This is a genomic window from Photobacterium minamisatsumaniensis, assembly GCF_050336695.1.
Taxonomy (GTDB): domain Bacteria; phylum Pseudomonadota; class Gammaproteobacteria; order Enterobacterales; family Vibrionaceae; genus Photobacterium; species Photobacterium minamisatsumaniensis.
The window spans coordinates 24,296-48,941 of record NZ_JAKJSI010000014.1 but is presented as its reverse complement, the minus strand read 5'-3'; the positions used below and the strand labels follow the sequence as shown (position 1 = coordinate 48,941).

Annotated in this window: 24 protein-coding genes; 10 read left to right on the top strand and 14 right to left on the bottom strand. The window is 47.7% G+C overall.

All coding sequences use genetic code 11. From position 1 onward, the window contains the following. Positions 1–37: 37 nt before the first annotated feature. Complete coding sequence (gene rhtB / locus L4D78_RS06310; RefSeq protein ID WP_428466126.1) at positions 38–655, bottom strand: homoserine/homoserine lactone efflux protein; 618 nt, start codon at positions 653–655, stop codon at positions 38–40. Positions 656–845: 190 nt separating this feature from the next. Here rhtB and L4D78_RS06305 point away from each other — a divergent pair, with 190 nt between their 5' ends. Both L4D78_RS06305 and L4D78_RS06300 read left to right on the top strand, forming a co-directional pair. Beyond that, complete coding sequence (locus L4D78_RS06305; RefSeq protein WP_428466125.1) at positions 846–1,847, top strand: alpha/beta fold hydrolase; 1,002 nt, start codon at positions 846–848, stop codon at positions 1,845–1,847. 148 nt (positions 1,848–1,995) lie between these two features. Beyond that, positions 1,996–2,796 (top strand): Cof-type HAD-IIB family hydrolase, encoded by an 801-nt coding sequence (locus L4D78_RS06300; RefSeq protein ID WP_428466124.1) that lies wholly within the window; start codon positions 1,996–1,998, stop codon positions 2,794–2,796. Positions 2,797–2,878: 82 nt separating this feature from the next. On the opposite strand, the gene L4D78_RS06295 is transcribed toward L4D78_RS06300, so the two are convergent. Continuing rightward, positions 2,879–3,337, bottom strand: coding sequence for an EVE domain-containing protein (locus L4D78_RS06295; RefSeq protein ID WP_428466123.1), 459 nt, complete (start codon positions 3,335–3,337; stop codon positions 2,879–2,881). Between the two features lie 68 nt (positions 3,338–3,405). Here L4D78_RS06295 and L4D78_RS06290 point away from each other — a divergent pair, with 68 nt between their 5' ends. From L4D78_RS06290 to L4D78_RS06275, 4 genes are all read left to right on the top strand, one after another. After that, complete coding sequence (locus L4D78_RS06290) at positions 3,406–4,446, top strand: COG3650 family protein (RefSeq protein ID WP_428466122.1); 1,041 nt, start codon at positions 3,406–3,408, stop codon at positions 4,444–4,446. Between the two features lie 78 nt (positions 4,447–4,524). Further along, entirely contained in the window at positions 4,525–5,118 is a 594-nt protein-coding gene (locus L4D78_RS06285; RefSeq protein ID WP_428466121.1) for a tRNA-uridine aminocarboxypropyltransferase, read from the top strand. Between the two features lie 144 nt (positions 5,119–5,262). Then, positions 5,263–6,699 (top strand): coniferyl aldehyde dehydrogenase, encoded by a 1,437-nt coding sequence (locus L4D78_RS06280; protein ID WP_428466120.1) that lies wholly within the window; start codon positions 5,263–5,265, stop codon positions 6,697–6,699. Between the two features lie 9 nt (positions 6,700–6,708). Then, complete coding sequence (locus L4D78_RS06275; RefSeq protein ID WP_428466119.1) at positions 6,709–7,281, top strand: TetR/AcrR family transcriptional regulator; 573 nt, start codon at positions 6,709–6,711, stop codon at positions 7,279–7,281. 76 nt (positions 7,282–7,357) lie between these two features. On the opposite strand, the gene L4D78_RS06270 is transcribed toward L4D78_RS06275, so the two are convergent. The 5 genes from L4D78_RS06270 to ftnA all read right to left on the bottom strand — a co-directional run bounded on the left by L4D78_RS06270 (position 7,358) and on the right by ftnA (position 11,610). Beyond that, positions 7,358–7,897, bottom strand: a complete 540-nt coding sequence (locus L4D78_RS06270) for a DUF3332 domain-containing protein (RefSeq protein WP_428466118.1) — start codon at positions 7,895–7,897, stop codon at positions 7,358–7,360. A 242-nt stretch (positions 7,898–8,139) separates the two neighbouring features. Beyond that, a complete protein-coding gene (locus tag L4D78_RS06265; RefSeq protein WP_428466117.1) occupies positions 8,140–9,327 on the bottom strand; it encodes a BaiN/RdsA family NAD(P)/FAD-dependent oxidoreductase in 1,188 nt (395 codons plus the stop codon). Positions 9,328–9,445: 118 nt separating this feature from the next. Next, positions 9,446–10,552 carry a mechanosensitive ion channel family protein gene (locus L4D78_RS06260; protein WP_428466116.1) on the bottom strand — a complete coding sequence of 369 codons (1,107 nt, stop codon included), beginning with the start codon at positions 10,550–10,552 and terminating at the stop codon, positions 9,446–9,448. A gap of 117 nt (positions 10,553–10,669) precedes the next feature. Continuing rightward, positions 10,670–11,008 carry a universal stress protein UspB gene (gene uspB, locus L4D78_RS06255; RefSeq protein WP_428456525.1) on the bottom strand — a complete coding sequence of 113 codons (339 nt, stop codon included), beginning with the start codon at positions 11,006–11,008 and terminating at the stop codon, positions 10,670–10,672. A gap of 74 nt (positions 11,009–11,082) precedes the next feature. Continuing rightward, the gene (gene ftnA / locus L4D78_RS06250) at positions 11,083–11,610 is read right to left on the bottom strand and encodes a non-heme ferritin (RefSeq protein ID WP_428456524.1); all 528 of its coding nucleotides are present in this window, start codon (positions 11,608–11,610) and stop codon (positions 11,083–11,085) included. A 296-nt stretch (positions 11,611–11,906) separates the two neighbouring features. Here ftnA and L4D78_RS06245 point away from each other — a divergent pair, with 296 nt between their 5' ends. After that, positions 11,907–12,329, top strand: coding sequence for a universal stress protein (locus L4D78_RS06245; RefSeq protein WP_428466115.1), 423 nt, complete (start codon positions 11,907–11,909; stop codon positions 12,327–12,329). A 167-nt stretch (positions 12,330–12,496) separates the two neighbouring features. Beyond that, positions 12,497–13,381 carry a carboxylate/amino acid/amine transporter gene (locus L4D78_RS06240; RefSeq protein WP_428466114.1) on the top strand — a complete coding sequence of 295 codons (885 nt, stop codon included), beginning with the start codon at positions 12,497–12,499 and terminating at the stop codon, positions 13,379–13,381. Positions 13,382–13,462: 81 nt separating this feature from the next. Here the strand turns inward: L4D78_RS06240 and fre are convergent, their stop codons facing one another. The 6 genes from fre to trxA form a co-directional block, all read right to left on the bottom strand. After that, entirely contained in the window at positions 13,463–14,173 is a 711-nt protein-coding gene (gene fre / locus L4D78_RS06235; protein ID WP_428466113.1) for an NAD(P)H-flavin reductase, read from the bottom strand. A gap of 9 nt (positions 14,174–14,182) precedes the next feature. Then, positions 14,183–14,446 (bottom strand): 2Fe-2S iron-sulfur cluster-binding protein, encoded by a 264-nt coding sequence (locus L4D78_RS06230; protein ID WP_428456520.1) that lies wholly within the window; start codon positions 14,444–14,446, stop codon positions 14,183–14,185. A 49-nt stretch (positions 14,447–14,495) separates the two neighbouring features. Further along, positions 14,496–16,376, bottom strand: a complete 1,881-nt coding sequence (gene ubiD / locus L4D78_RS06225) for a 4-hydroxy-3-polyprenylbenzoate decarboxylase (RefSeq protein ID WP_428466263.1) — start codon at positions 16,374–16,376, stop codon at positions 14,496–14,498. A 127-nt stretch (positions 16,377–16,503) separates the two neighbouring features. Then, on the bottom strand, positions 16,504–17,499 hold the full coding sequence (locus tag L4D78_RS06220; protein WP_428466112.1) for a hypothetical protein: 996 nt from the start codon (positions 17,497–17,499) through the stop codon (positions 16,504–16,506). 222 nt (positions 17,500–17,721) lie between these two features. Further along, a complete protein-coding gene (rho, locus tag L4D78_RS06215; RefSeq protein ID WP_428456518.1) occupies positions 17,722–18,987 on the bottom strand; it encodes a transcription termination factor Rho in 1,266 nt (421 codons plus the stop codon). Between the two features lie 197 nt (positions 18,988–19,184). After that, a complete protein-coding gene (trxA, locus tag L4D78_RS06210; protein ID WP_428466111.1) occupies positions 19,185–19,511 on the bottom strand; it encodes a thioredoxin TrxA in 327 nt (108 codons plus the stop codon). Positions 19,512–19,624: 113 nt separating this feature from the next. Between trxA and rhlB the strand changes: the two genes are divergently transcribed. Together rhlB and gppA are read left to right on the top strand one after the other, a co-directional pair. Further along, on the top strand, positions 19,625–20,935 hold the full coding sequence (gene rhlB, locus L4D78_RS06205) for an ATP-dependent RNA helicase RhlB (protein WP_428466110.1): 1,311 nt from the start codon (positions 19,625–19,627) through the stop codon (positions 20,933–20,935). A 21-nt stretch (positions 20,936–20,956) separates the two neighbouring features. Then, positions 20,957–22,447: a guanosine-5'-triphosphate,3'-diphosphate diphosphatase gene (gene gppA, locus L4D78_RS06200; RefSeq protein ID WP_428466109.1), complete on the top strand. Its 1,491-nt coding sequence runs from the start codon at positions 20,957–20,959 to the stop codon at positions 22,445–22,447. A 75-nt stretch (positions 22,448–22,522) separates the two neighbouring features. On the opposite strand, the gene prlC is transcribed toward gppA, so the two are convergent. Further along, a complete protein-coding gene (gene prlC / locus L4D78_RS06195; protein ID WP_428466108.1) occupies positions 22,523–24,565 on the bottom strand; it encodes an oligopeptidase A in 2,043 nt (680 codons plus the stop codon). Positions 24,566–24,646: the final 81 nt, after the last annotated feature.

Below are 24,646 nucleotides of genomic sequence, written 5' to 3'. Positions count from 1 at the left end.
TCAGTATATCACTGTCCTATCTGTCATTAGACGACGATTATGCTTTTGCTGTCGCCAGCAATGCACCGCAGCCAATAAACATCGAACCAAAAACACGATTCAGCCCAGCCATTATACGCTGTGAACGAATATAACTTGCAAGGCGTGACGCTAGTGCAACGTATGCCAGCATCACCAACGTATCAACAGCGACAGTCGTCACACCTAAGATCAATAATTGTTCAGCCTGAGGCAATGTCGGGGTCAAAAATTGCGGAAATAACGCGACTAAAAAGACCACTGTTTTGGGGTTGGTCAAATTCACCAGTACGGCTTGTCGGCATAATTGATAACCTGAGATATCGTCCGTTGGTATACTGACCGACAACGTGGTCTGTTCACGCCATTTCTGAACGCCAAGCCAAATGAGATAAGCAACACCCACCCACTTGATCAATGTAAATGCTTCGGCTGACTGAGCAATCACCGCACCAAGCCCTACACCGACCAACCCAATATGAATCGCGAGGCCAATCTGTAACCCCAAGATTGAAGCCAACGATTTTCGCCAGCCGTAGACCATGCCATTGCTGATCGAATTCACCGTACCAGACCCCGGCGCAAGGCTAAATACAATGGCCGTCACGAGATAAGCCAGCCATACATCAATATTCACAATATTCCTCTCTTGCTAAGTAATTCGTCATTTATGACTACTTACCACCAATAATAACGATATTTAACATCAAAACACCTAAAATCGCGACACGTTAACAGTAGTTCATGATTAAAGGCAACACGATCATGTACTTCCTTCCACCTCTGTAGGTTATACTTGCCAATGTTGCTGATAATCAGGAAGCCAAATGACCATCCAACCTCCCCACTATTTTAATTTTACCCAAGAATCCCATTACCTCAAAACAATGGCGGGGCCAATCACCGAGCTTTGGCAGCAACGTAAGGAAGGTGCTTTCAGCGGTGTCGACCAACTCTCGATTCATTGGGCATCATTCTCTGCTAAACCTTCAGAAAAAATGATCCTACTGGTTAACGGACGGGTCGAAAGCTACTGGAAATACCAAGAGTTGATCTATGACTTAGTGCAACAAGGTTATGACGTCTATGCCATTGATCATCGCGGACAAGGTATGTCAGGCCGTCTCACTAACGATAGCGAGTTGGGTCATGTTGAAGAGTTCTCCGACTATGTCACCGATTTAGAAACTTTTTTCATGACTGAAATAGCGCCGAAAAATTACCAACAGCATTTCATGCTCGCGCATTCGATGGGCGGGACGGTTGGTAGTTTATTTCTAGCGCGCAATCCTGCTCTCATCGACAGTGCCGTACTCAGCGCGCCAATGCACGGTATTAACATAAAGAATTGGATGCGGCCTATCGCCTCTCCACTTGCGCGGGTCGTTGAACAGCTTCAACGCCAACCTGACTATGCCCCAGGTCAAGTACCCTACTACCCGAAACCCTTCATTGATAATCCTTTATGCCAAAGTGAAGTACGCTATCAATGGTTCCGCGATCTCTATAATAACAAGCCCGAGCTTAAAATCGGTGGGCCGAGTGCCCGTTGGGTATGGCAAGGCATTGCAGCCGCAAAACAGTGCATTGAGCTGGCCTCGAAGATCACCACTCCCGTGCTGTTACTGCAAGCCAGTAACGACACCATCATTGATAATCAAGCTCATCATCGTTTCTGTCAAGCGATGCAAAGTGCCGAAAGACAATGCCAGCTCCAAGTCATTAACGGGGCTCGCCACGAGTTGTTATTTGAGAGCGATACGTACCGTCAGCCGGTACTCACGGCGACCATCAATCACTTTCGGAAAGCGGAAATAGCAAAACTGTAAATTAACCTCCTTATTATTGAGTGTTCTGGTTTACTATTCATGCTGCTTTCCCCAAAGTGCCTTCTGTCGGGATAGGCGACCTTCTTGGTTGCCAACCTTTGATGTTGTGATATCACTTTGGGCCTCTGTTCCTTTAGCGAGAGGTTTCATGTACCAAATTATTGCATCCGATCTAGATGGCACTTTGCTGACCCCTGAGCATAAGCTTGCCCCTTATACCAAAAACGTGCTGAACCAACTGCACCAACAAGGCAAAGACTTTATCTTCGCAACAGGTCGCCACCATATTGATGTCGCAGGCATGCGAGAGGAATTGGGAATTCCGGCTTATATGATCACCTCTAATGGTGCTCGCGTGCATAACTGCAAAGGTGAGGTGGTTTTCAAACAAGATCTACCCGCTTCGATCGTTAGTGGTCTAGTAGCACTCACCAAAAATGACCCAGAGCTAAAAATTCATATTTACCGCAATGATGATTGGCTGCTAAATGCAGAAGACCCAGCCTTGCGTGATTTCCACGAGACTTTCTGCTATCAGCTATTTGATGTCGACAATCCACCGCAAGATGGGGTCGCAAAAATATTCTTTACCCGCGATGATCGTGACCATGACAAGTTGGTTGAATGGGAAGAGCGTTTCAATGAGCACTTTGGCGATCGCGCCAACATTGCCTTTTCAACACCTTGGTGCTTAGAGGTTATGGATGCGGGCGTTTCAAAAGGCCATGCATTAGAAGCCGTCGCAAAAGAAAAAGGCTGCACCCTTGCCGACTGTATTGCCTTTGGCGACGGAATGAACGATGTCGAGATGCTCAGCATGGCGGGGAAAGGGCTGGTCATGGACACCTCTCACGAAAAAGTGAAAAAAGCGCTGCCTGAAAATGAAATTATCGGCTCTTGCCAAGACGAGGCCGTTGCTCACTACCTGACTGATTTGTTCTTAAAGTAAAGCCGAATTACGTTACCAATATAATGCTGAAACAAAAGCTGCCAAATAGGCAGCTTTTTCATTATTGCTGATAGGCTAACAACTAGAACTGCCCAGTCATTTGCAATATTTCCTGCCATTGCTCAGCCGTTACCGGCATGATACTTAAACGGTTACCCCGCTTCACCAATGGCATCGCTTCCAGTAATGGATTCGCCTTAATCCGCTTGAGTGGCACCAGTCGCAAGTGACGCTGGTATTCAATATCAACCATGATCCAGCGCGGGTTATCAGGGGCTGATTTCGGGTCAAAATAAGGCCCTTCCGGATCAAATTGGAAATGATCGGGATAAGCCTCTTTCACCACCTTGGCAATCCCCACAACACCAACATCTTTACAAGAAGAGTGGTAGACAAACACTTCATCACCCAGCTTGATGTCATCCCGCATCATATTACGTGCTTGATAGTTCCTGACGCCTTCCCAACAAGAAACTTTTTGCTGCTTTAAGGTGTCTATGGAAAAAGTATCTGGCTCTGTCTTAAATAACCAATACGCCATCCTAGTACTCTTCTTTTTTATCTGATATCACTGACTTTAGCTCCAACCTACCACAATAAGGGAACCTGATGACACTCCAACGAACAGCCTTCGCCACCTCAGTGGCAGTGCTCACCTTACTTGCGGGGTGTGCCAGTAACCCAACACCACAGCCAGATACCGCCAGCCCGACCACACAGTCACCCGCAGAAGACGGGAAAGTACAAGCCTTCATGCTTCGCGGCAATGTGGTTATTGGCCATGAAAACCGCAGTATCCAACCCTGCGGCAGCAGCCAGCAGTACTGGCTCCAGCTCCCTTCCAGTACACAGCAAGATATTAATACCATCACACGTCCAGGCTACGAGCCAATGTACGGCGAATTCATCGGTTTTCTGGAGCCTGCGCCTGAAGATGGCTTTGCGGCTGGCTATGATGCACGTTTTACCGTCAAACAAATCAACTTACTATCGAGTGAGATGCGCCAAGGCTGCCAGCAGCCTCCCCGTACAACTCGTGCTTTTGGTAATGAACCGGGGTGGAGTATTGAAATAGAGGACGGTCAAGCAACCCTACTCCGTATTGGCCAAGCCGAAGCACAGCAAAACATCACCACGCAGCATATTCAAAGCGGGCAACAACAATACTCAGGCAAAGACTTCTCTTTGGTCATGACCAAAAATACGTGTAGCGACACCATGAGTGATTCGTTATTTGGCTGGCAGGCCAAATTAAACTGGCAGGGAAAACAATATCAGGGCTGTGCAACTGTTGGGGCCACAGATGTAACCAAAGGATGGGTCGGGCAATATCAAGGCACCAGTATGATGGGCGAAACCCCCACTCTTACCACAACCATTGAACTCAAGCCTGATCATTCCGCGGTAACTCGCTACGACTACCCATCAGGTGAGCCAAGCCTCAAAGAAAGTGGCTTTTGGCAACAAGTCAGCCCAACCCAAGTCAAAGTCACGATGGTGAGCCTGCAGGGGCGCCGATTGATCAGCGAACGCTTGTTCACGTTTGACAATAGCGCGCTAACAACCCAGGAAGAAACGATCAACGGGCAAACCTTCCCGCTTAGCGGCAATGGACTTGAGCTTGAACGGCAACCACACACTCAACCCTAGTTAACGTCATGCATTGCTAGTTGTGTTCAGGGTATGCCACACTCTGTGGTATGCCCTACTTAGCCTAATATTATCACCATGAGTAACCAACAAACCTGCCCTCGCTGCGGGTTCCACCACAACTGTATCTGCGATGCTGAACCTGATCTCCATTGCGAGATCCCATTTATCTTACTGACTCACCCTAAAGAGCTCGGCAAAGACACCAATACAGGGGCCTTAATGGCACGCAGTTTACCCCACTGCGAGCGCCAAATATGGGATCGCGTCAACCCACCTCAAGCATTGCTCAAGATGCTCGCCAGCCCACAATATCAGCCATGGTTACTGTTCCCGGGGGATGAGGCAATCCCAGCAACCCCATACCGTAAACCCACTGGCAAAACCCCGTTGGTGATCATACTTGATGCAACGTGGCAAGAAGCGCGCAAAATGGTGCGCCGTAGCCCGTGGCTAGCCAGTTTACCTCGGCTTGAACTCTCACCGGCCTCGCGCTCTGCATATCAACTCAGGCGTAACCAACAGCCGGGGAATTTATGCACTTGCGAGGCTGGCATTGTCGTACTTGAGCAGCTCGGCTACCCCCTTGACGCTCAACACCTCCAGTATTACTTCAATGCTTTTATCGAGGTTTTTCAAGCCGACAAGAGCGGGCACAAGAAAAACGGCTGAGAGCTTGGTTAAGCTGAACAATGCCTGAGTGTTTCTAATTATTTCGCTAACTCCGCTTGATCAATGGCTAAAATATCACCTACACTAAAACCGACTGACTAGTCGGTTTTAGTGTCGATATACGCAACCACGGAGAGTAAGCCAATGACGGTAGTGGAAAAAATCAATGTCACACCTAGCCTTTGCCAGCAAATGGACAGTACGCTGGCGGCACAAAAAGCCGCTTATCAAGCCGCTCCCATGCCATCATTAGAACAACGAAAAGCGCAGTTGATGGCTCTGAAAAATGCGGTTAAAAAACACAAGCTTGAACTCTGCCAAGCGCTTGAAAAGGACTATGGCCAACGTAGTCATCAAGACAGCTTAGTGGCTGATATCATGCCAAGCATCACCAATATCAACTACAGCTTACGTCACTTAAAACAGTGGATGAAACCCTCGCGACGCCATGCTGGGCTGGCCCTCGCGCCAGCAAAAGTCCGTGTTCACTATCAGCCCGTAGGGGTTGTTGGGATTATCGTGCCATGGAACTTTCCCGTGATGTTGAGCCTTGGCCCACTGATCACCGCCATCGCAGCGGGTAACCGCGCGATGCTCAAACTCAGTGAGTTTACGCCAGCCACTAATAGAGTACTGAAATCGTTATTAGCTGACACGTTTGATAGTCATTACGTCTCAACATTTGAAGGTGAAGCCGATGCTGCTGCGTATTTCAGTCAGCTCCCGTTTGATCACCTGATTTTTACTGGTTCGACGGCCGTTGGTCATCATGTCATGCGTGCCGCTGCCGATAACTTAACCCCTGTCACTTTAGAGTTGGGAGGGAAATCTCCCGTATTGATCGCCGATGACATCCCTATGAACCTCGCGGTTGAACGGATGATTTTTGGTAAATGCATGAACGCAGGACAAATTTGCGTCGCCCCCGACTATGTTTTAGTACCAGAAGGACGAGAAAAAGAATTTGTCGATGAGTTTAAGCGCCAATTTAATTGCCTTTATCCCAACGGCGCGGCCAATCGCGATTTTTCATCGGTGATTAGCCCCCGCCAATATCAGCGCTTAATTAGCTGGCTTGACGAAGCACAATCGCTGGGTGCCACTGTTCACCCATGCCATGATAACGCCCGCGATAATGAACAGCACCGGATGATCCCGCACCTTCTTACTGATGTCGCACCTGAAGCAACCTTAATGCAGCAAGAAATCTTTGGCCCTCTTCTGCCTGTTATCGGCTATCAAAGCCTAGAACAAGCGATCAACTATATCCAAGAGCGGCCCCGCCCATTAGCCTTGTACCTAATGAGCCTTAATATTGAAACACAAGAGCGGGTCAAGCTGGCTACTCACTCCGGCGGAATGGGTATCAATGAAACGGTACTGCATGTCGCAGCAGATGACGCCCCGTTTGGCGGTATTGGTCCTTCAGGTATGGGTCACTATCACGGCAAAGAAGGATTCTTAACCCTCTCACATGCCAAAACTGTGTTATCACGTGGTACCTTCACCACAGCAAAGCTAATCACCCCACCCTATGGCCGGTGGTGGCAAAAACTAATGTTAGCGTTCTTTATGCGATAGGAGAAAATGGTGAGTAAGCAACAACAGATCCTGCAAACCGCCCTCACACTATTTGCCCAGCAGGGCATTAGCACAACCACGACCGCGAGCATTGCCAAGCAAGCGGGCGTGGCAACGGGCACCTTGTTCCATCATTTCCCGACCAAACAAGCGCTCATTCGGGCGCTGCATCTACAGACAAAAACCAAATTAGCGTCCGCCATGACCTCCCAGCCGCCAGAAGGAACGCTGCGCCAGCAAGTACAGCATTACTGGGAACAAGCACTGCACTGGGCACTGTCACACCCGGATGACGTACAGTTCATGCTGCTGTTCAATCACGATCCTGATTACCCCCTGAGTGAACACCACGACTATATGGCGGCCACGATGGGATTTCTGCCAGCGCTCATTAGCCAAGCACAACAGCAGCACCTACTGGCTCCCCTGCCGCAGACATTGATTTTAAATTTTTGCCATCACCACTTTTTATCCACTGCTCGATTGTTTGCCGAGCAACCGGATCTGGCCACGCAGCTGGCATATCAAGATGGCGCATTCCACATACTGTGGCAGGCTCTGCAGCCAACCGACCACGCGTAAAGTTGACAAGATCATGAGACAAAAACAAAAAACGGGAGCCTAGGCTCCCGTTTATGCGCTGATAGCAAGTAACCGATTATGCTTGGTTATTCGCGTACTGGCTTAGCTCTTCAACGCTAACCGCAGTAATGAATTCACCATCTAGGTAGAAATTCACATCATCGCCCGCTTTCTCGCCACGCAATACCGCGCTCTCGCCGCCTTGATAAACGACGTTCATTTCCAATGTTTTCTCATCTAACTGACGGAAGCTTGCAGCTTCAATATCACTGTTTTGAACGCTTGCTAGAGGTACTGTCGTCATCGACGGATCGAGTTTGTCATTTACTTTGAAAATGGCATCGACTGGCGTATCCGCTACTGCTGGTGATTTGCCAGTAATTGGGTTCTTACCCGTCCAAAATTCAACCGAGTTAAAGATGAACAAATCAGCCGTTGCTGCAATACCATATACTGGGCTAAGCAAAACAAATAGGCCAGCACGGCCATAGCGGTTATCAACAGCGCTTAGGTTTGCTTTGGTCACTAATTGAGATGTGCCCATCTGGCCAATACAGCCTGTTAGTGATGTAGCAAGAATGGTCATCGCGACAGCTTTCATTGCGATCTTTTTCATCAAGGTTAACTCCCAAAGTTTTTATAATTAAAATAAAGCGGGCGGATTATAGGCTTTTTTACTCATCTCGCTAGTGAAATCGACAAGAATTTGACAGAAACTGACAGACGTAGAAACAATGCGTAAAAAATGTAGCCAAGGTGTAATGGCGTGGTGTTCACCAATCACCTCAACCAATCAATTCCATCTCACCAATAAAAAACGGCGCATTGCGCCGTTTTCTTCATTCGCCGTAATGAAAATCAGGCATATTGCCCGGCGACGAAGCCTGAGCTCCATGCCCACTGGAAGTTGTAGCCTCCCAACCAACCACTGACATCCATTACTTCACCAGCAAAGTACAAGCCCGGCACTTTCTTCGCTTCCATGGTTTTTGATGACAATTCATCGGTATCAACACCGCCCAGCGTGACTTCCGCGGTTCGGTAACCTTCGGTTCCATTTGGCGCGATATGCCATTGATGGAAATAGGCCGCCATTGCGGTGATTTCTTTCGGGTTAAACTGTTTCAATGGCTTATCGGTTAAATCACCACGAGCGATCAACACTTCAATCAAACGTTTTGGCAGTAAACGAGCAAGTGAATTCTTCAAGCTTTGATTTGGGTTCTGCTCACGCATGGCCGTCAACGTTTCGTCCAAATCGAGAGTAGGCAACAAATCAATCGTCACTTTTTGTCCTGGCGTCCAATAAGATGAAATTTGTAGTACCACAGGCCCCGATAAGCCACGGTGAGTAAACAGCAAATTCTCTTTAAATGTGGTGCCGTCTTCTGCCTCAATCACCGCTGGTATCGCAATGCCTGATAACTCAGCAAAGGCTTCTTTTTCTTCTTTATGCAGGGTGAAAGGCACTAAGCCTGCCGTTGTTGGGATCATCTTCAGGCCAAATTGCTCGGCAACTTGGTAACCAAACGGTGTGGCGCCAAGCTTGGGCATCGACAAGCCACCAGTCGCAATCACCAGCGACTCGCACTCCACTAAATCCGTATTCAGCTTAAGACTGAAGCCATTTTCTGTTTTATCAATAGCATGAACATCAACACGGTAACGCTGTTGAACGGTAGGCAAGTCACATTCCGCCAGCAGCATTTTCACGATATCTTTGGCTGAGTCTTCGCAAAATAGCTGGCCATGATCGCGCTCTTCATAGGCAATATCGTGCTTGGCAATCATCGAGATGAAATCCCATTGGGTATATTGCGACAAGGCCGATTTAGCAAAGTGCGGATTACGACAAACAAAGTTACTCGCCGCCACATCGTAGTTGGTAAAGTTACAACGGCCACCGCCAGAGATCAGAATTTTACGTCCCGGCTTCTTACCATGATCGACCACCAGCACAGAGCGACCACGCTTGCCCGCTTCTGCTGCACACATCAGGCCCGCTGCACCGGCACCAATTATTACTACATCGAACTTTTCTGCCATATCTCTACCGTTAACGACCGTTGCTAAACAAATAAAAAAAGGGATGCGGTAACCAATCTTGGTCTGCATCCCTAATCTAGATGGCTATTCTACCTACCAACCGCTGGAATAGAAACCGTTATCCATGCTTGGCTGCGGTCTGTGGCAGAATATTAGGTTGAAACGGTGACTCTGCCATACGAATGGTCGTTGTTGGAAAGGCGAAGTCCGCGCCGTGCTGACGGACGATTTGGGTTATTTCCAGCATCACGCTTTGCTGAATAGCCTTATATTCCACCCAGCCAGTCGTCTTGGTGAAGGTATAAATAAGAATATCGAGCGAAGAAGGGCCGTAATTATCAAAGCTAACAATTAAGGTTTGGCGTGTATCGATCTCAGGGTGTGCCAATAACATGGCTTTAATGTCATCAACCACCAAATTGATCACGCCAGCATCCTGATAACGGAGGCCAATTTTTTGCTTAATGCGTCGATTATGCATCCGTGATGGGTTTTCAACCACAATCGAACTGAATACGGCATTAGGCACATACAAAGGCCGTTTATCAAAGGTGCGGATCACGGTCATGCGAAAACCAATTTTCTCGACGGTGCCTTCAATTTCCCGATCAGGGCTGCGGATCCAATCACCCAGCTTAAAAGGCTTATCAAAATAAATCATGATCGCGCCGAAGAAGTTAGCCAACAAATCCTTCGCCGCCATACCAACAATCAAGCCCCCGACACCACCAAACGTCAGTACCCCCGATAAGCTCAATCCGAGGTTCTGCATCATAGCCAAACCACCGATAACTAACACCACCAGCCGGAGGATTTTAGAGACGGCATTAATGCTAGTAACATCTTTTGCTGTCAGGCAAATTGCATGTTCAGCATTAGTGATCAGGCGTAGTAACACCCATATAAACGTCCATACCAACATTAGGTGGCGAACATTCGTCAAGAAGGCACTGGAATAGTCGGAGGTATTATCGATCACGACACCCAGTGAGAAGGCCGCAGGCCAGAGCCAAATCAGCCAGCTAACCGGCCTTCTAATGGCACCCACCAATGCATCATCCCACACTAGCCGTGTTTTACTTGCAGCAGTCGAAAGGTGACGGGTTACTAATAACCACGCCCCCCACAAAACAGCACTGAGCAATAACAGTAAGCCGACATTGCTCATCCAGTCTTGACTAACGCCTCTTTGCAGCGCATCCCACCATTGATAAACCCGATTCATCGCAACCACATATCATATGTTTGATTATTTGGCCGCTAACTTAGTTTCATATTTACAAGATGGCAAGACACCTGAGCAATTTAATGCAGTGAGCGGCGATTTTATCCCCGCACGGCACTATATCCCAAGGTAGGCAACAACAAAGATAGAGACAAAAAATACCATTAGGTAAGTACTTGCTAAGACAAACAATTTACGTACCTTAATGCATTTTGCCATAAACACCGGATCATGGTGCTTTTCATACTGATGGCTGCGGATGTAATGAAACAATCTGATTTGCTTAGAGACATTTCCCTGGGATGAGAAGAAGCCTCGGCCATCAACTTGTTGGTAGAGAAGAGGGTCGCATTCGCGCATAACCGTCAATAAAGTACGCAAGGTACTGACATAACGGGAAACGTTCACCACAGCGACCAAAAAAAGTGCGAATATAAGTGCATCACCACTAATCATATAGCCCCCGAACAACGTGACTTGGCAGCTGACAGGGTGATGATGAAAGGGACGAATGACTCGCCCCAGACACATTAGCCAGCTTGTGTATCCATAACTGATGAAGATCCAGCTTTTGCCATCGCGGCAAGATCTTTATCAATGAAGAACAGCGCTTTACCGTCTTCACCAACAAGCTCAATCTTATCCAGAACGCCTTTAAATAGTTTTTCTTCTTCGTGCTGCTCTGCTACATACCACTGCAAGAAGTTAAACGTAGAGTAGTCTTGAGTGGTGAACGCGACATGGGCAAGTGTGTTGATTTGCTTAGTGATCAACTGTTCATGCTCATACGTTTCACGAAACACATCACCCAACGATGCAAACTCGTGCTTTGGTGCTTCAATAGAGCCCAAAATTGGCATCGCACCAGTTTCACTCACGTAAGTGAAAAGACGCTGCATATGTTCCATCTCTTCAACAGCATGCGCGCGTAAAAACTCTGCGGCACCTTCAAAGCCTTTATCTTCACACCACGCACTCATTTGCAGGTAAAGATTAGAAGAAAAGAACTCCAAATTAATCTGCTCGTTAAGTTTTTCAACCATTGCTTGAGCTAACATCGCACTACTCCTATCTATTCTAGTTTATACCAATCTCATCGATAGGTATGAAAACGCCTTTTCCCCATTGTCACAATGCAATAATGAGAATGCAACCCAAAGGTAAGGTTGACGAACAATCTCCTCCTTTGATTTCAAAATCTAGCGGTTATCATTAAAAACGCGTGTAAATTCAAACGATTTATTTAAGATGATTTTCACTGTTTTTCTCTCAATAAGTTGCGATCTAGCCTATATTTTTTATTCGGCCTCGGTGCTAGCATGAGAGACACCATTGAGGTCAAGGAGTGAAATATATGGCTTATAAACACATTTTGGTCGCTATCGACCTCTCTGAAGACAGCGCTCTTCTCGTCAGCAAAGCAGCCCAGCTTGCCAAACCACTTGATGCCAAGTTGTCACTGATCCATATCGATGTGAATTACGCAGAATTATATACTGGCCTCATCGATATCAACTTATCCGATGCCCAACACCGTATGGCCGACGATGCACAAAAACAGCTAAAAATACTCGCAGAAAAAGCCAATTATCCTGTATCTCATACACTAGTTGGCAGTGGTGATCTCAGCGAAGAAATTTGCCATGCTATCGATGACCTCAATATTGAACTCGTTGTTTGCGGCCACCACCAAGATTTTTGGAGCAAGCTGCTTAGTTCAGCCAAGCAACTCATTAACCGTACTCCGGTTGATATGCTTATGGTGCCATTGAAATAGCCGCTGACGTTAATAGTTACTTTCGTACGTCACTGAAGTTCGGTAGCGATCACCCATGCATCGCTACCGCTGCTCTTACCTGCCCATCATCACAACTCTACACGTGTTGCTTGCCCTGATAATTCGCTACACTAGCGCCATACTCTTACTGCGAACAACCAATTATTATGGGATACCTCTCCGCGATCACCCTGTTATGGGCTTTTTCATTTAGCTTAATCGGCGTTTACCTAGCAGGACAAGTGGATGCTTGGTTCTCGGTATTAACCCGCGTATCGCTTGCTGCGCTGGTCTTTTTACCTTTTCTACGTAAGCAACACCTACACGTATTACTCTCTCTTAAATTAATGACTGTCGGTGCTTTCCAGCTTGGCATCATGTACTGCTTTTACTATCAGTCATTCCTTCATTTAAGTGTACCGGAAGTACTGCTGTTTACCATTTTCACCCCAATCTACGTCACACTGATCTATGACTTTCTACACCGCCAGTTTTCAGCGTGGTACCTAATCACAGCGGCCATTGCCGTATTGGGGGCAGCGGTGATCAAATTCGAAGGGATCAATGCAGACTTCATTATTGGCTTTTTCATTGTACAAGGTGCAAACCTCTCGTTTGCTATCGGCCAGGTTGGCTACAAACGAATCATGGAAAAAGAGAAAGCCGACCTACCACAACATACCGTGTTTGGGCTGTTCTATTTAGGGGCGGTTTGCGTGGCCTTGCCAATGTTCCTGCTGTTTGGCAACAGCGAACAGCTGCCAACGACCAGCACCCAATGGGGGATCCTCACCTACCTAGGCATTGTGGCTTCTGGACTGGGCTATTTCATCTGGAATAAGGGGGCGACCATGGTCAACGCAGGGGCTTTAGCAATTATGAATAATGCGCTCGTTCCTGCTGGGCTAATTGTAAACCTTGTGATTTGGAGTAGCGATGTTGACTATCCTCGCCTACTGCTGGGCGGGGGGATCATCATTTTCTCATTGTGGCTGAATGAAACATGGGTAAAACGTAAAGTTGAGCTCTCTCGTGGTAACACATCAGCATAGCGTTTTTTTCACACGCCCACGAAAAAAGGCGAGATAGTCAATCTCGCCTTTTTATTGTTGATGCCGCGATATTATCTGGCTTTAGATGAATGCAAATGCATCAGCAAACATACGCTCACGTTCCGCACCCTTCTCGGCAGAGAATTGCTCACGTGCTGCGCCTGCCATCTCAAAACGACCGCAAATATAAATGTCATAAGCTGATAGGCTAACAAAGTCGTCACTCACCGCTTCGAGTACATTCCCCACTTTGCCCTGCCAATTTTCTGGTGCCATTTCGACCACAGGTACATAGGTCAGGTTACGGTATTGTGCGGCCAGTGATTGCAGCTCATCATTTGCATACAGCTGGCATTCATCACGTCCACCCCAGTAAACAAAAATAGGTTGGCTCACACCGCGGCTTAAGCAATTATCTAAGATACTGCGAACATAAGAAAAGCCTGTACCGCCAGCTATCAGCAACAAAGGCTTATCACTATCTTCGCGCACCCATGCATCACCGTGCGGTGCTTCAATCTCGATAGAGCCACCAGAAGCCAGAGCAGCTTTCATTGCCTCTACCACTTCCATAGCATACGGATTATGTTCAGCCGCACCGATGTGCAGCTCTAATTCATTATCACGGCACGGGCTACTCGCGATCGAAAACGGACGTTTGTCTTTTTCGCCCATGACGGCCAGTAAGTATTGACCCGCTTTAAATTCAATGGCGGCTTCAGGCTGTAATAAAATTTTAAATGTATTACAGGCCAATGATTCGACTGACTTTACTTCACATTTGATGGACATTCTCTTCCTCTAGTCTAGCTCTAATACCAAGTCGCTTTTCACTACGGCCTGACAGGCAAAGATCCAACCTTCGGCTTGCTCGTTCTCAGTAAGCATAGGCGCTAGTTGGTAACTTATCTCGCCCGTTTTCTTTCGGCACATGCACATAGCGCAAGCACCGACCTGACAGCGGTTAGGAAAAGCGATGCCTGCGTTGAGCGCAGCCTCCAATACTGTTTGCTGCCCATTGGCAGGAAAAGTGAGGTTATGGGGCAACAGGCGTACTTGATGCATATAATGGTTTCTCAAGCCCGATCATCTCGGGCAGCTTATTGGCCTTGGGTTAACCCAAGATCCCTAATTCATTCCAGATAGCGTCAACTTTCGCGACAACTTCAGCATCTTTGGCTATAGGTATGCCCCACTCGCGGTCAGTCTCTCCTGGCCACTTGTTCGTCGCATCCATCCCCATTTTAGAGCCCTGGCTTATCGCAGACGCTCCTGTGGATCCACCCTTAATCAATAACGTATCACGGCTTGGATCCATACGGGTGGTGATCGCCCAAATGACATCATTCCAATCGCGGACATTGACATCATCGTCGCAGACAATCACAAACTTGGCATCGGTAAACTGGCACAAGAATGACCAGATCCCGTCCATCACTTTGCGTGCATGGCCAGCGGCATTTTTCTTGATACTCACAATCGCCATTCTATTTGCCTCCGCTTCCGGTGGTAAATAGAAATCGACAATTTCTGGGAATTGCTGAAGTAATACCTGAGTCCCCGCTTCGATATCGAAATCAGGGTTAAACAGCCCACTTTCGCTCGGCATATTGACGGTTTCAGCGTCCCACTTAATGGTGGCATCCAATCCCATTTTTGAGCCAAGGCCGACCACAGGAGAAGCGAAATCGAGCGAGTCGATCGGTGTATGCTCTATCAACAAGGTATCTCGGACCGGATCCATTCGCGTGGTCATAGCCTGAATCACGCTGTTCCAGTCACGTGCGTTGACATCATCGTCACACACCACCACATACTTGGTGTACATGAATTGGCGTAAGAAGGACCATACCCCCATCATCACACGCTTGGCATGACCCGGATATTGCTTCTTCATTGTGACCACAGCCATGCGGTACGAACACCCTTCAGGCGGCAGGTAGAAATCTTCTATCTCAGGGAATTGTTTCTGCAAAATCGGCACAAAAACTTCATTTAGGGCAACTCCTAAAACAGCAGGCTCATCGGGTGGACGGCCGGTGTAGGTACTGTGATAAATAGGGTCTTTACGCATGGTGACATGGGTAATGGTGAAGACATGGTGACGCTCTACCTCGTTGTAATAACCCGTATGATCACCGTATGGGCCCTCATCGGCAAACTCGTTGGGGTCAATGTACCCTTCCATCACGATTTCCGCGCTGGCAGGCACTTCCAAGTCATTGCTGATGCTTTTTACAACTTCGGTTTTACTGCCACGCAGTAACCCTGCAAACGCATATTCAGACAGCGTATCGGGGACAGGGGTAACGGCACCAAGGATGGTGGCAGGATCGGCACCAAATGCGACAGTCACAGGAAAGCGTTCACCGGGATGGGTTTCCATCCAGTCGCGTAAGTCTAGCGCCCCACCACGGTGAGCCAACCAACGCATGATGATCTTGTTTTTACCGATTTTTTGCTGGCGGTAAATACCCAAGTTCTGGCGTTTTTTCTTTGGCCCCTTGGTAATAGTGAGCCCCCAAGTCAACAATGGTGCGACATCACCCGGCCAGCAGCTCATCACTGGGATTTTATCGAGATCAACCTCGTCGCCTTCCCACACCACTTGTTGGCATGGTGCGTTACGCAGACGCTTAACCGGCATGTTCAGCACTTGCTTGAAAACGGGCAGCTTATCAATGGCATCACGAAAGCCGCGGGGTGGCTCAGGCTCCTTAAGGTATGCCAACAGCTTGCCGACTTCACGCAGCTCTTTGACATCCTGACGCCCCATGCCCATAGCAACACGCCCAGGAGTGCCGTACAAGTTAGCCAGAACAGGCATATCATAGCCAACCGGGTTCTCGAACAGCAAGGCTGGGCCTCCCGCACGCAGTGTACGGTCGCAAATTTCAGTAATTTCCTGATCGGGGTCGATCGGTTGCTTAATACGTTTTAGCTGACCTTCCTGCTCGAGGTAGTCAATAAATTCACGCAAATCCTTGAACTTCATTGCTTCGCAGTTATCCATATTTAAATACACCAGCACCGGTGCGGTGACCGATTACTGCAAATAATTATCATGCCATTATAACGAGTTGTTAACGTCAAAACAGCTGAAAATACCGCAATGAACCCGCTTAAGGCAGCTTAGTTACCGCAGCTTCAAGGTTTCGTTGAAATACCTGATTACTACTGACCAAAGCTAATTGCTCCAGCCAATCCATATAGCCATGGTTAGCCAATTCAAACGCCACCAACTGACCATCGTCCACTTCACCGAGCTTGCCTTTTAGAAACTCACGAGCCGTGACAGGCAAAGGATTTAATGTCACCAACGAGCGATAAGCTTGTTGTTTTAGCGATGGGTTGATTGTCGCCGCCATCAACTGTTCAATCGCTTCAGGTTGCGGAGCTAGCAGGGCTAATCGCTGAACCTCAGCGACGCTGTAGTGATCACTGCGTCGGCGCCATAGTAAGTGGTACACCGCAGGTTCATCGGAAACTGCAGCCAATGCCGCTATAATCGCGTTATCAGGCAACCAGACCAATTTACTGTCAGTGGAAAACTGCGCCGCTAATTGCGTTACAGCTTGATCTGATAAGGAGGGAAGCTGGGCCAAAAAGATATCTCGGCGTACCGTTTGGGTGGGTAGATCACCGCGAAGCCACTCTGACAGCACTAACTCTCCAGCCTCGGCATTTGCCACCATCGCCTGAGCCAAGAGGGTTTGCTGCCATTTTAGAACCAGTCCACGCGCCTGTGCGCCATAATGAAAAGCACTTTGTGTTACTAAATAGCCATCACCCTGCTCAATAACATTGAACTTGGGTTTACGTTCGGCCTGTGCCTGTAACCAATCGGCTTTGGCTTGATCAAGGGTGCCGAAATCCACCGCATGTGAGACTAACCGACTACGAACAGCTTCTTGCTGGAAGTCAGATAATTGCGATAATTTAAATTCTAGCGCGCGAAAGTCACTGTGATCATAGAGCGTCGTCAACGCCGCTACCCGATCCTGAACGATAGGAGAAGTTAGAACTTGGCTCACTTCCAGCTCTGACACCTCAGTGCCATTTGCCATTGCCATACTCCCAACTAAAAGCCCTATCAGCATGCACCGTCCTAGTCGCATGTCACCTCCCTGGTGAAATGATGAGGAGAGAAAAGAAACTACCAAAGCCACCCTGCTTAAAGGCAATAACTCTAAATATGTGGGTACTCAAGATCAATTTCCGTTGTCTGAGTTACAAACACAGCGTGATAATTGCACACCGCTCAATAATACCTAAACTGCAAGTAATAAAAAACGCCACACAAGGTGGCGTTTCAATAAACTGTGAGTCAAACGACTAAATTATGACTTTTGACGACGCATCGCGTCAAAGAACTCATCGTTCGTTTTCGTCATTGATAACTTGTCGATCAAAAACTCCATGCTATCGGTTTCACCCATCGGGTGAACAATCTTACGCAGGATCCACATTTTCTGTAGTTCATCTGCTTTCGCCAATAGCTCTTCACGACGCGTACCTGAACGGTTAAAGTCAATCGCAGGGAAAACACGTTTCTCAGCAATCTTACGAGATAGGTGCAGTTCCATGTTACCTGTACCTTTAAATTCTTCGTAAATTACTTCATCCATCTTAGAACCAGTATCAACCAATGCCGTTGCAATGATTGTCAGGCTACCACCCTCTTCAACGTTACGTGCCGCACCGAAGAAACGCTTCGGACGGTGAAGTGCGTTAGCATCAACACCACCAGTCAATACTTTACCAGATGACGGGATCACGGTGTTGTATGCACGTGCTAGACGTGTAATTGAATCGAGTAAGATAACAACGTCTTTTTTGTGCTCAACAAGGCGCTTGGCTTTTTCAATTACCATTTCAGCAACTTGTACGTGACGTGATGCTGGTTCGTCAAACGTAGAGGCAATAACCTCACCTTTAACCAAGCGCTGCATTTCTGTTACTTCTTCCGGGCGCTCATCAATCAGCAATACCATCAATTCACATTCTGGGTGATTGTGGGCAATACTTTGGGCGATGTTCTGTAGCAACATGGTCTTACCCGCTTTTGGCGGAGCAACAATCAGACCACGCTGACCTTTACCAATTGGTGAAGCCAAATCAAGTACACGCGCAGTGATATCTTCACGCGAGCCGTTACCACGCTCCATACGCATACGATCATTTGCATGCAATGGGGTTAAGTTTTCAAATAAAATCTTATTACGCGCGTTATCTGGCTTATCGTGGTTAACTTCATTGACTTTCAATAGCGCAAAATAACGCTCGCCATCTTTTGGCGGTCGGATCTTCCCGGCAATGGTATCACCAGTGCGAAGATTGAAACGGCGAATTTGGCTCGGTGAAACATAGATGTCATCAGGGCCGGCAAGGTAAGAGCTGTCTGAAGAGCGAAGGAAGCCAAAGCCATCTTGAAGAATTTCTAGAACACCATCTCCAAAAATGTCCTCACCACCTTTCGCATGCTGCTTGAGAATGGAGAAGATAATATCTTGTTTTCTCAAGCGTGCCAGGTTTTCTAATCCTAAGCTTTCGCCAAGCGCAACCAACTTGGAAATAGGTTGGTTCTTTAATTCGGTCAGATTCATAGTGGTGGGTTTCTTGTCAGTCAAAATAGGGGTTCTATGTTTATTGAGATAGGGTCGACCAATGGGGCTGGTCAAGGAATGAACAAAAAGATGTTTTCTGTGCGTTAAGTTAGCACTAAAGATCTCATCCGTCTAGCATAGACGTAAGTCAAACCGTGCACAACTGAGAAATTGTGCACAGTTCGAATCAGAGTTACTTATAGATTCGCGTCTAAGAACTCTTTCAGCTGACTTTTTGATAGCGCGCCAACTTTCGTTGCGGCTACGCCACCGTCTTTAAACAGTAGCAATGTTGGAATACCACGGATGCCAAATTTTGGTGGCGTTGCTGCATTCTGATCGATATTTAATTTACCAATCGTTAGCTTGCCTTCGTACTCATCCGCGATTTCGTCAAGAATTGGGGCAATCATCTTACAAGGACCACACCATTCAGCCCAAAAATCGACGAGTACCGGGCCCGCAGCATTAATCACATCGCTATCAAAACTTGCGTCTGTTAGCTGCAAAATCTTGTCGCTCATCTTCCACTCCAATGGTTGATTTTCTTAGCTGATTTGATTTTAACCAGCAAATCGTTGCCCTATTTGAATGGAATCCGTTTCGTATTGCAACCCTAAGCTGATATTCTATACGAATGAAGACGACTCACATCACAGAGCAAAAATTTGCCGACCTAGGTTTAGAACCTACGGTTTTACAAGGATTGGAAGCAAAAAACTTCCATAATTGTACGCCTATTCAGGCGCTGGCATTGCCGGTAGTGCTCTCCGGCCGTGATATTGCAGGTCAGGCTCAAACAGGTACGGGTAAAACCCTCGCCTTCCTGACTGCGACTTTTAACCACTTACTGCTAACACCAGCAGCAGAGGATCGTAAAATAAACCATCCTCGTGCCATTATTATGGCACCAACCCGTGAACTGGCTATCCAGATTTACAACGATGCTGCACCATTACTTGAAAGCACAGGCCTAAAAGCAGGCTTAGCTTACGGTGGTGAAGCATATGAAAAGCAACAAAAAACGTTAGAAGCTGGCGTTGATATCTTGATCGGTACTTGTGGCCGTATCATTGATTTCTACAAGCAGCGCGTAATTGATCTACGCTCAATTCAGGTTGTTGTGCTTGATGAAGCCGATCGCATGTTCGATCTCGGTTTTATTAAAGATATCCGCTTCTTGTTCCGTCGTATGCCAGCACCTCAAGCTCGCTTGAACATGCTGTTCTCTGCCACACTGTCATACCGTGTGAAAGAGCTTGCATTCGAACACATGAATACACCTGAAAGCGTGGTTGTTGAACCCGATCAAAAAACCGGTCACCGTATTCAGGAAGAGTTATTCTACCCTTCAAATCAAGACAAAATGCGCCTACTGCAAACCTTGATTGAAGAAGAATGGCCAGATCGCGCGATTATCTTTGCTAACACAAAGTATCGTTGTGATGATGTTTGGGCACACCTAGCCGCAGATAAACACCGTGTTGGTTTGCTAACAGGCGATGTACCACAGAAGAAACGCGTTCGCATTCTTGAGCAATTTACTCAAGGCGAAATCGACATTCTGGTTGCTACAGATGTCGCTGCACGTGGTTTACATATTCCTCAGGTAACGCACGTATTTAACTACGATCTACCTGACGACGCCGAAGACTATGTACACCGTATCGGCCGTACTGGTCGTGCTGGCGAAAGCGGTCACTCAATCAGCTTTGCCTGTGAAGAGTACGCCATTAACCTAACCGCGATCGAAACATATATCGAACATGCGATCCCATTGTCGAAATACAATGTTGATGCACTATTAGACGATCTACCTGCAGCAGTTAGCATTCCTCGCGCACCGCGCCAAGGTGGTAACCGCCGTAACAGTGGCTCACAGCGTCAAGGTCAAGGTCAATCGCGTCAGCGAAACAATAACCGCCGCCGTCCGCCGCAAAACAAATAGCAGTAAGACGAAGATATGCCTATGGAAAGAACAGTATCCCCTTTGTACGCCGCGATTGATCTTGGCTCTAACAGCTTTCATATGTGGATAGTCAAAGAAGTCGCCGGTAGTGTACAAACATTGGCGAAAATCAAGCGCAAGGTTCGTCTTGCAGCCGGTCTAAATAGCGAAAGCATGCTGAGTGAAGAAGCCATGCAACGAGGCTGGGATTGCTTGAGCCTGTTTGCCGAACGACTTCAGGATATTCCTGAAGCCAACATTCGTATTGTGGGGACAGCAGCACTGCGTACAGCAGTAAATGCCGATACTTTTCTTTCCAAAGCGAAGACGATTCTTGGCTACCCTGTCGAGATTATTCCCGGCAAGGAAGAAGCTCGAATCATCTACCAAGGCGTTGCCCATACCTCTGGTGGCAGCGGTAAACGCCTCGTGGTCGATATTGGCGGTGCCAGTACCGAAGTGATCATTGGTGAAGGTTTTGATGCCAGCGCCCTTACCAGCCTGAAAATAGGCTGTGTTACGTGGTTGGAGCGCTACTTCAAAGACCGTAGCTTAACAGCAGAAAACTTCAACGCCGCCATTTCAGCCGCAAAGTCGGCCATAGAGCCCATTGTCGAATCTTATAAAGAACTCGACTGGGATACATGCGTCGGTGCCAGTGGCACCGTTCAGGCGCTACAAGAAATTATGCTCGCTCAAGGAATGGATGAAGTGATCACCCTGCAGAAGCTTAAGCGCATGCAGCGCCAAGCAATGCAGTATGAGCGACTCGAAGATCTGGATATCGAAGGGCTTACGCTTGAAAGAGCCTTGGTTTTCCCGAGCGGCTTATCCATCCTCATTGCGATTTTTGAATCGCTGAACATTGAATCAATGACACTCGCCGGTGGTGCACTCCGTGAAGGCATGGTGTACGAAATGATGAGCCAAATGCGCCACAATGATGTTCGTGAACGCACACTAATGAGCTTACAATCTCGTTTCCAGCTCGATACACCGCACGCCAACACTGTTGCCAACACCGCACTGTCATTACTCAAGGGCTGTAGCCCAGAATGGCACATGGAGCCACAAGCGAAGTACCTCCTTCATGCCAGTGCCGTACTGCATGAAATTGGTACAACAATTGAGTTCAAGAAAAGTGGCGAGCATTCTGCGTATTTGATCAGCAATAGCGATCTTCCGGGTTTTACCCGCGCGCAGAAATATTTGATCGCAGAGCTATTACGTCGCTTCCGCGAACAGCTCATGAGCATGCCTGAACAACACGCACTGTCAGCCCAAAGCGCAACCCGTATTTTGCGCCTGCTTCGCCTCGCCGTGATCTTATGTCACCGTCGCGACCACCAGCAACAGCCGCCGTTTAGCTTATGTGCCAGCGACAGTAAATTAACCCTGACGCTGCCAGCTAGCTGGCTTGAAGCCAACCCATTAACCGACGCTGAACTTCAACAAGAAGCAACACGTCAGACTGACATGGGCTGGCCGCTGGTTCTGACCAAAACTGCATAGCCACCTGTACAACGTTCCAACAAAAAAAGACGCCTTATGGCGTCTTTTTTTATGTCTTATCGAGGATAACAGCTCTTAGCCTGTGATACCCGAATGACGCAATAATGCATCGATTTGAGGTTCACGGCCACGGAAACGCTTAAACAAATCCATCGGCTCCTCACTGCCACCACGCTCTAGAATGCAATCAAGGAAATCAGCCCCAGTCTGGGTATTAAAAATCCCTTCATCTTCGAAACGCGAGAACGCATCTGACGATAACACTTCTGCCCATAGGTAACTGTAGTAACCCGCGCTGTAGCCACCAGCGAAGATATGACCAAAGCTGTGCGGGAAGCGTCCCCATTCAGGACTCGGTACCACAGAAATACGCGATTTAATGTCAAACAGTGTATCAAGTACCTTAGCGCCGATTTCTGGGTCGTATTCGGTGTACAGGGTAAAGTCGAACAAGCCAAACTCAAGCTGACGCAGAATGCCCATTGCTGACTGGAAGTTTTTCGCTGCCAGCATTTTATCCAGCATCTCTTTCGGTAACGGCTCGCCGGTTTCATAGTGACCAGAAATAAAGGCCAGCGCCTCTTCTTCCCAACACCAATTCTCTAAGAACTGGCTTGGTAATTCGACTGCATCCCACGGCACACCATTAATACCAGAAACGGCAGGCACATCGACCTGAGTCAGCATATGATGAATACCATGACCTGTTTCGTGGAACAAGGTGACAACTTCATCATGAGTAAACAACGCAGGTTTGTCGCCTATTGGCTTATTGAAGTTACACGTTAAATACGCAACGGGCGCTTGTAGGCTACCGTCATCACACGTACGTCGAACAACGCACTCATCCATCCATGCACCACCACGTTTGTGCTCACGGGCATATAGGTCAAGGTAGAAGCTCCCACGTAATATGCCCGTAGCATCAACGATATCGTAAAACTTCACAGAGTCGTGCCATGTATCAACGCCATCACGTTCGGTCACGACCATGCCAAAGACACGCTTGAGCACTTCAAAGAGACCTGCGACCACTTTTTGCTCTGGGAAATAAGGACGTAGTTGCTCATCAGAAATGCTATAACGATGCTGCTTAAGCTTTTCGGCATAAAAGCCAAAATCCCAAGGTTCTAAGGATTCAGCACCAAATTCAGCTTGTGCGTAATCACGTAGCTCTTGTACTTCTCGCTCACCCTGTGGCTTCGCTCGGGTTGCAAGATCATTTAAGAAACCAAGTACTTGCTCTGACGATTCCGCCATTTTTGTTGCTAATGATTTCTCACTGTAAGTAGAGAAACCCAACAAGCGGGCAATTTCATGGCTTAATTTAAGCTTCTCGGCAATGATATCGGTATTGTCCCACTGGCCAGCATTGGGCCCGCGATCAGACGCTCTGGTGACAAAGGCTTCATACATTTCCTGACGCAAAGCGGCATTTTCACAATACGTCATAACAGGTAGGTACGACGGAATATCTAAAGTAAATAGGTACCCTTCCTGCTCTTTTGCTTCAGCTGCCGCTTGCGCCGCCTGTAGTGCTGATTCCGGCAACCCGGCTAAATCAGCAACGTCTGTTACCAACTTACTCCAGCCCATCGTGGCATCCAGTACGTTGTTACTGAAGGTTGAAGCCAGCTCAGATAAGCGCTTGCTGATCTCACCGTATCGGTGCTGCTCTGTTGCTGGTAGGCCAATGCCTGATAGCTCAAATTCTTTCAATGCATCGGTGATCGATTTCTGTTGCGCTTGGTTTAAAGCCGTAAAGCTTTCGTCCGACTTCATCGCTTTAAAAGCGTCATATAAGCCTTTGTGTTGACCAACCCAAGTACCGTAATCCGATAGAAGTGGTAGGCAACTTTCATACGCTTCGCGCAACTCACTGCTATTTTTCACCGCATTTAAATGGCCAACAGGCGACCAAATACGGCTAAGACGATCATCTGTTTCCGCTAATGGCACACAAATGGATGCCCAACTTGGTGGTACATCGCTCGCCAATACCGCCTCAACGGCAGCACGACAATCGGTAATTGCCTGCTCTACCGCAGGTTTAATGTGCTCTGGCTGAATTTGAGAAAACGGAGGCAGATCCGTCATAGTGAGTAATGGGTTAGACATGCGCGATTCCTTAATTCTGTATTCCTTTATTAAATGCGTCTTCTCGTAAGCAAATTCAATCCCTTAATGACGCTATTTCCT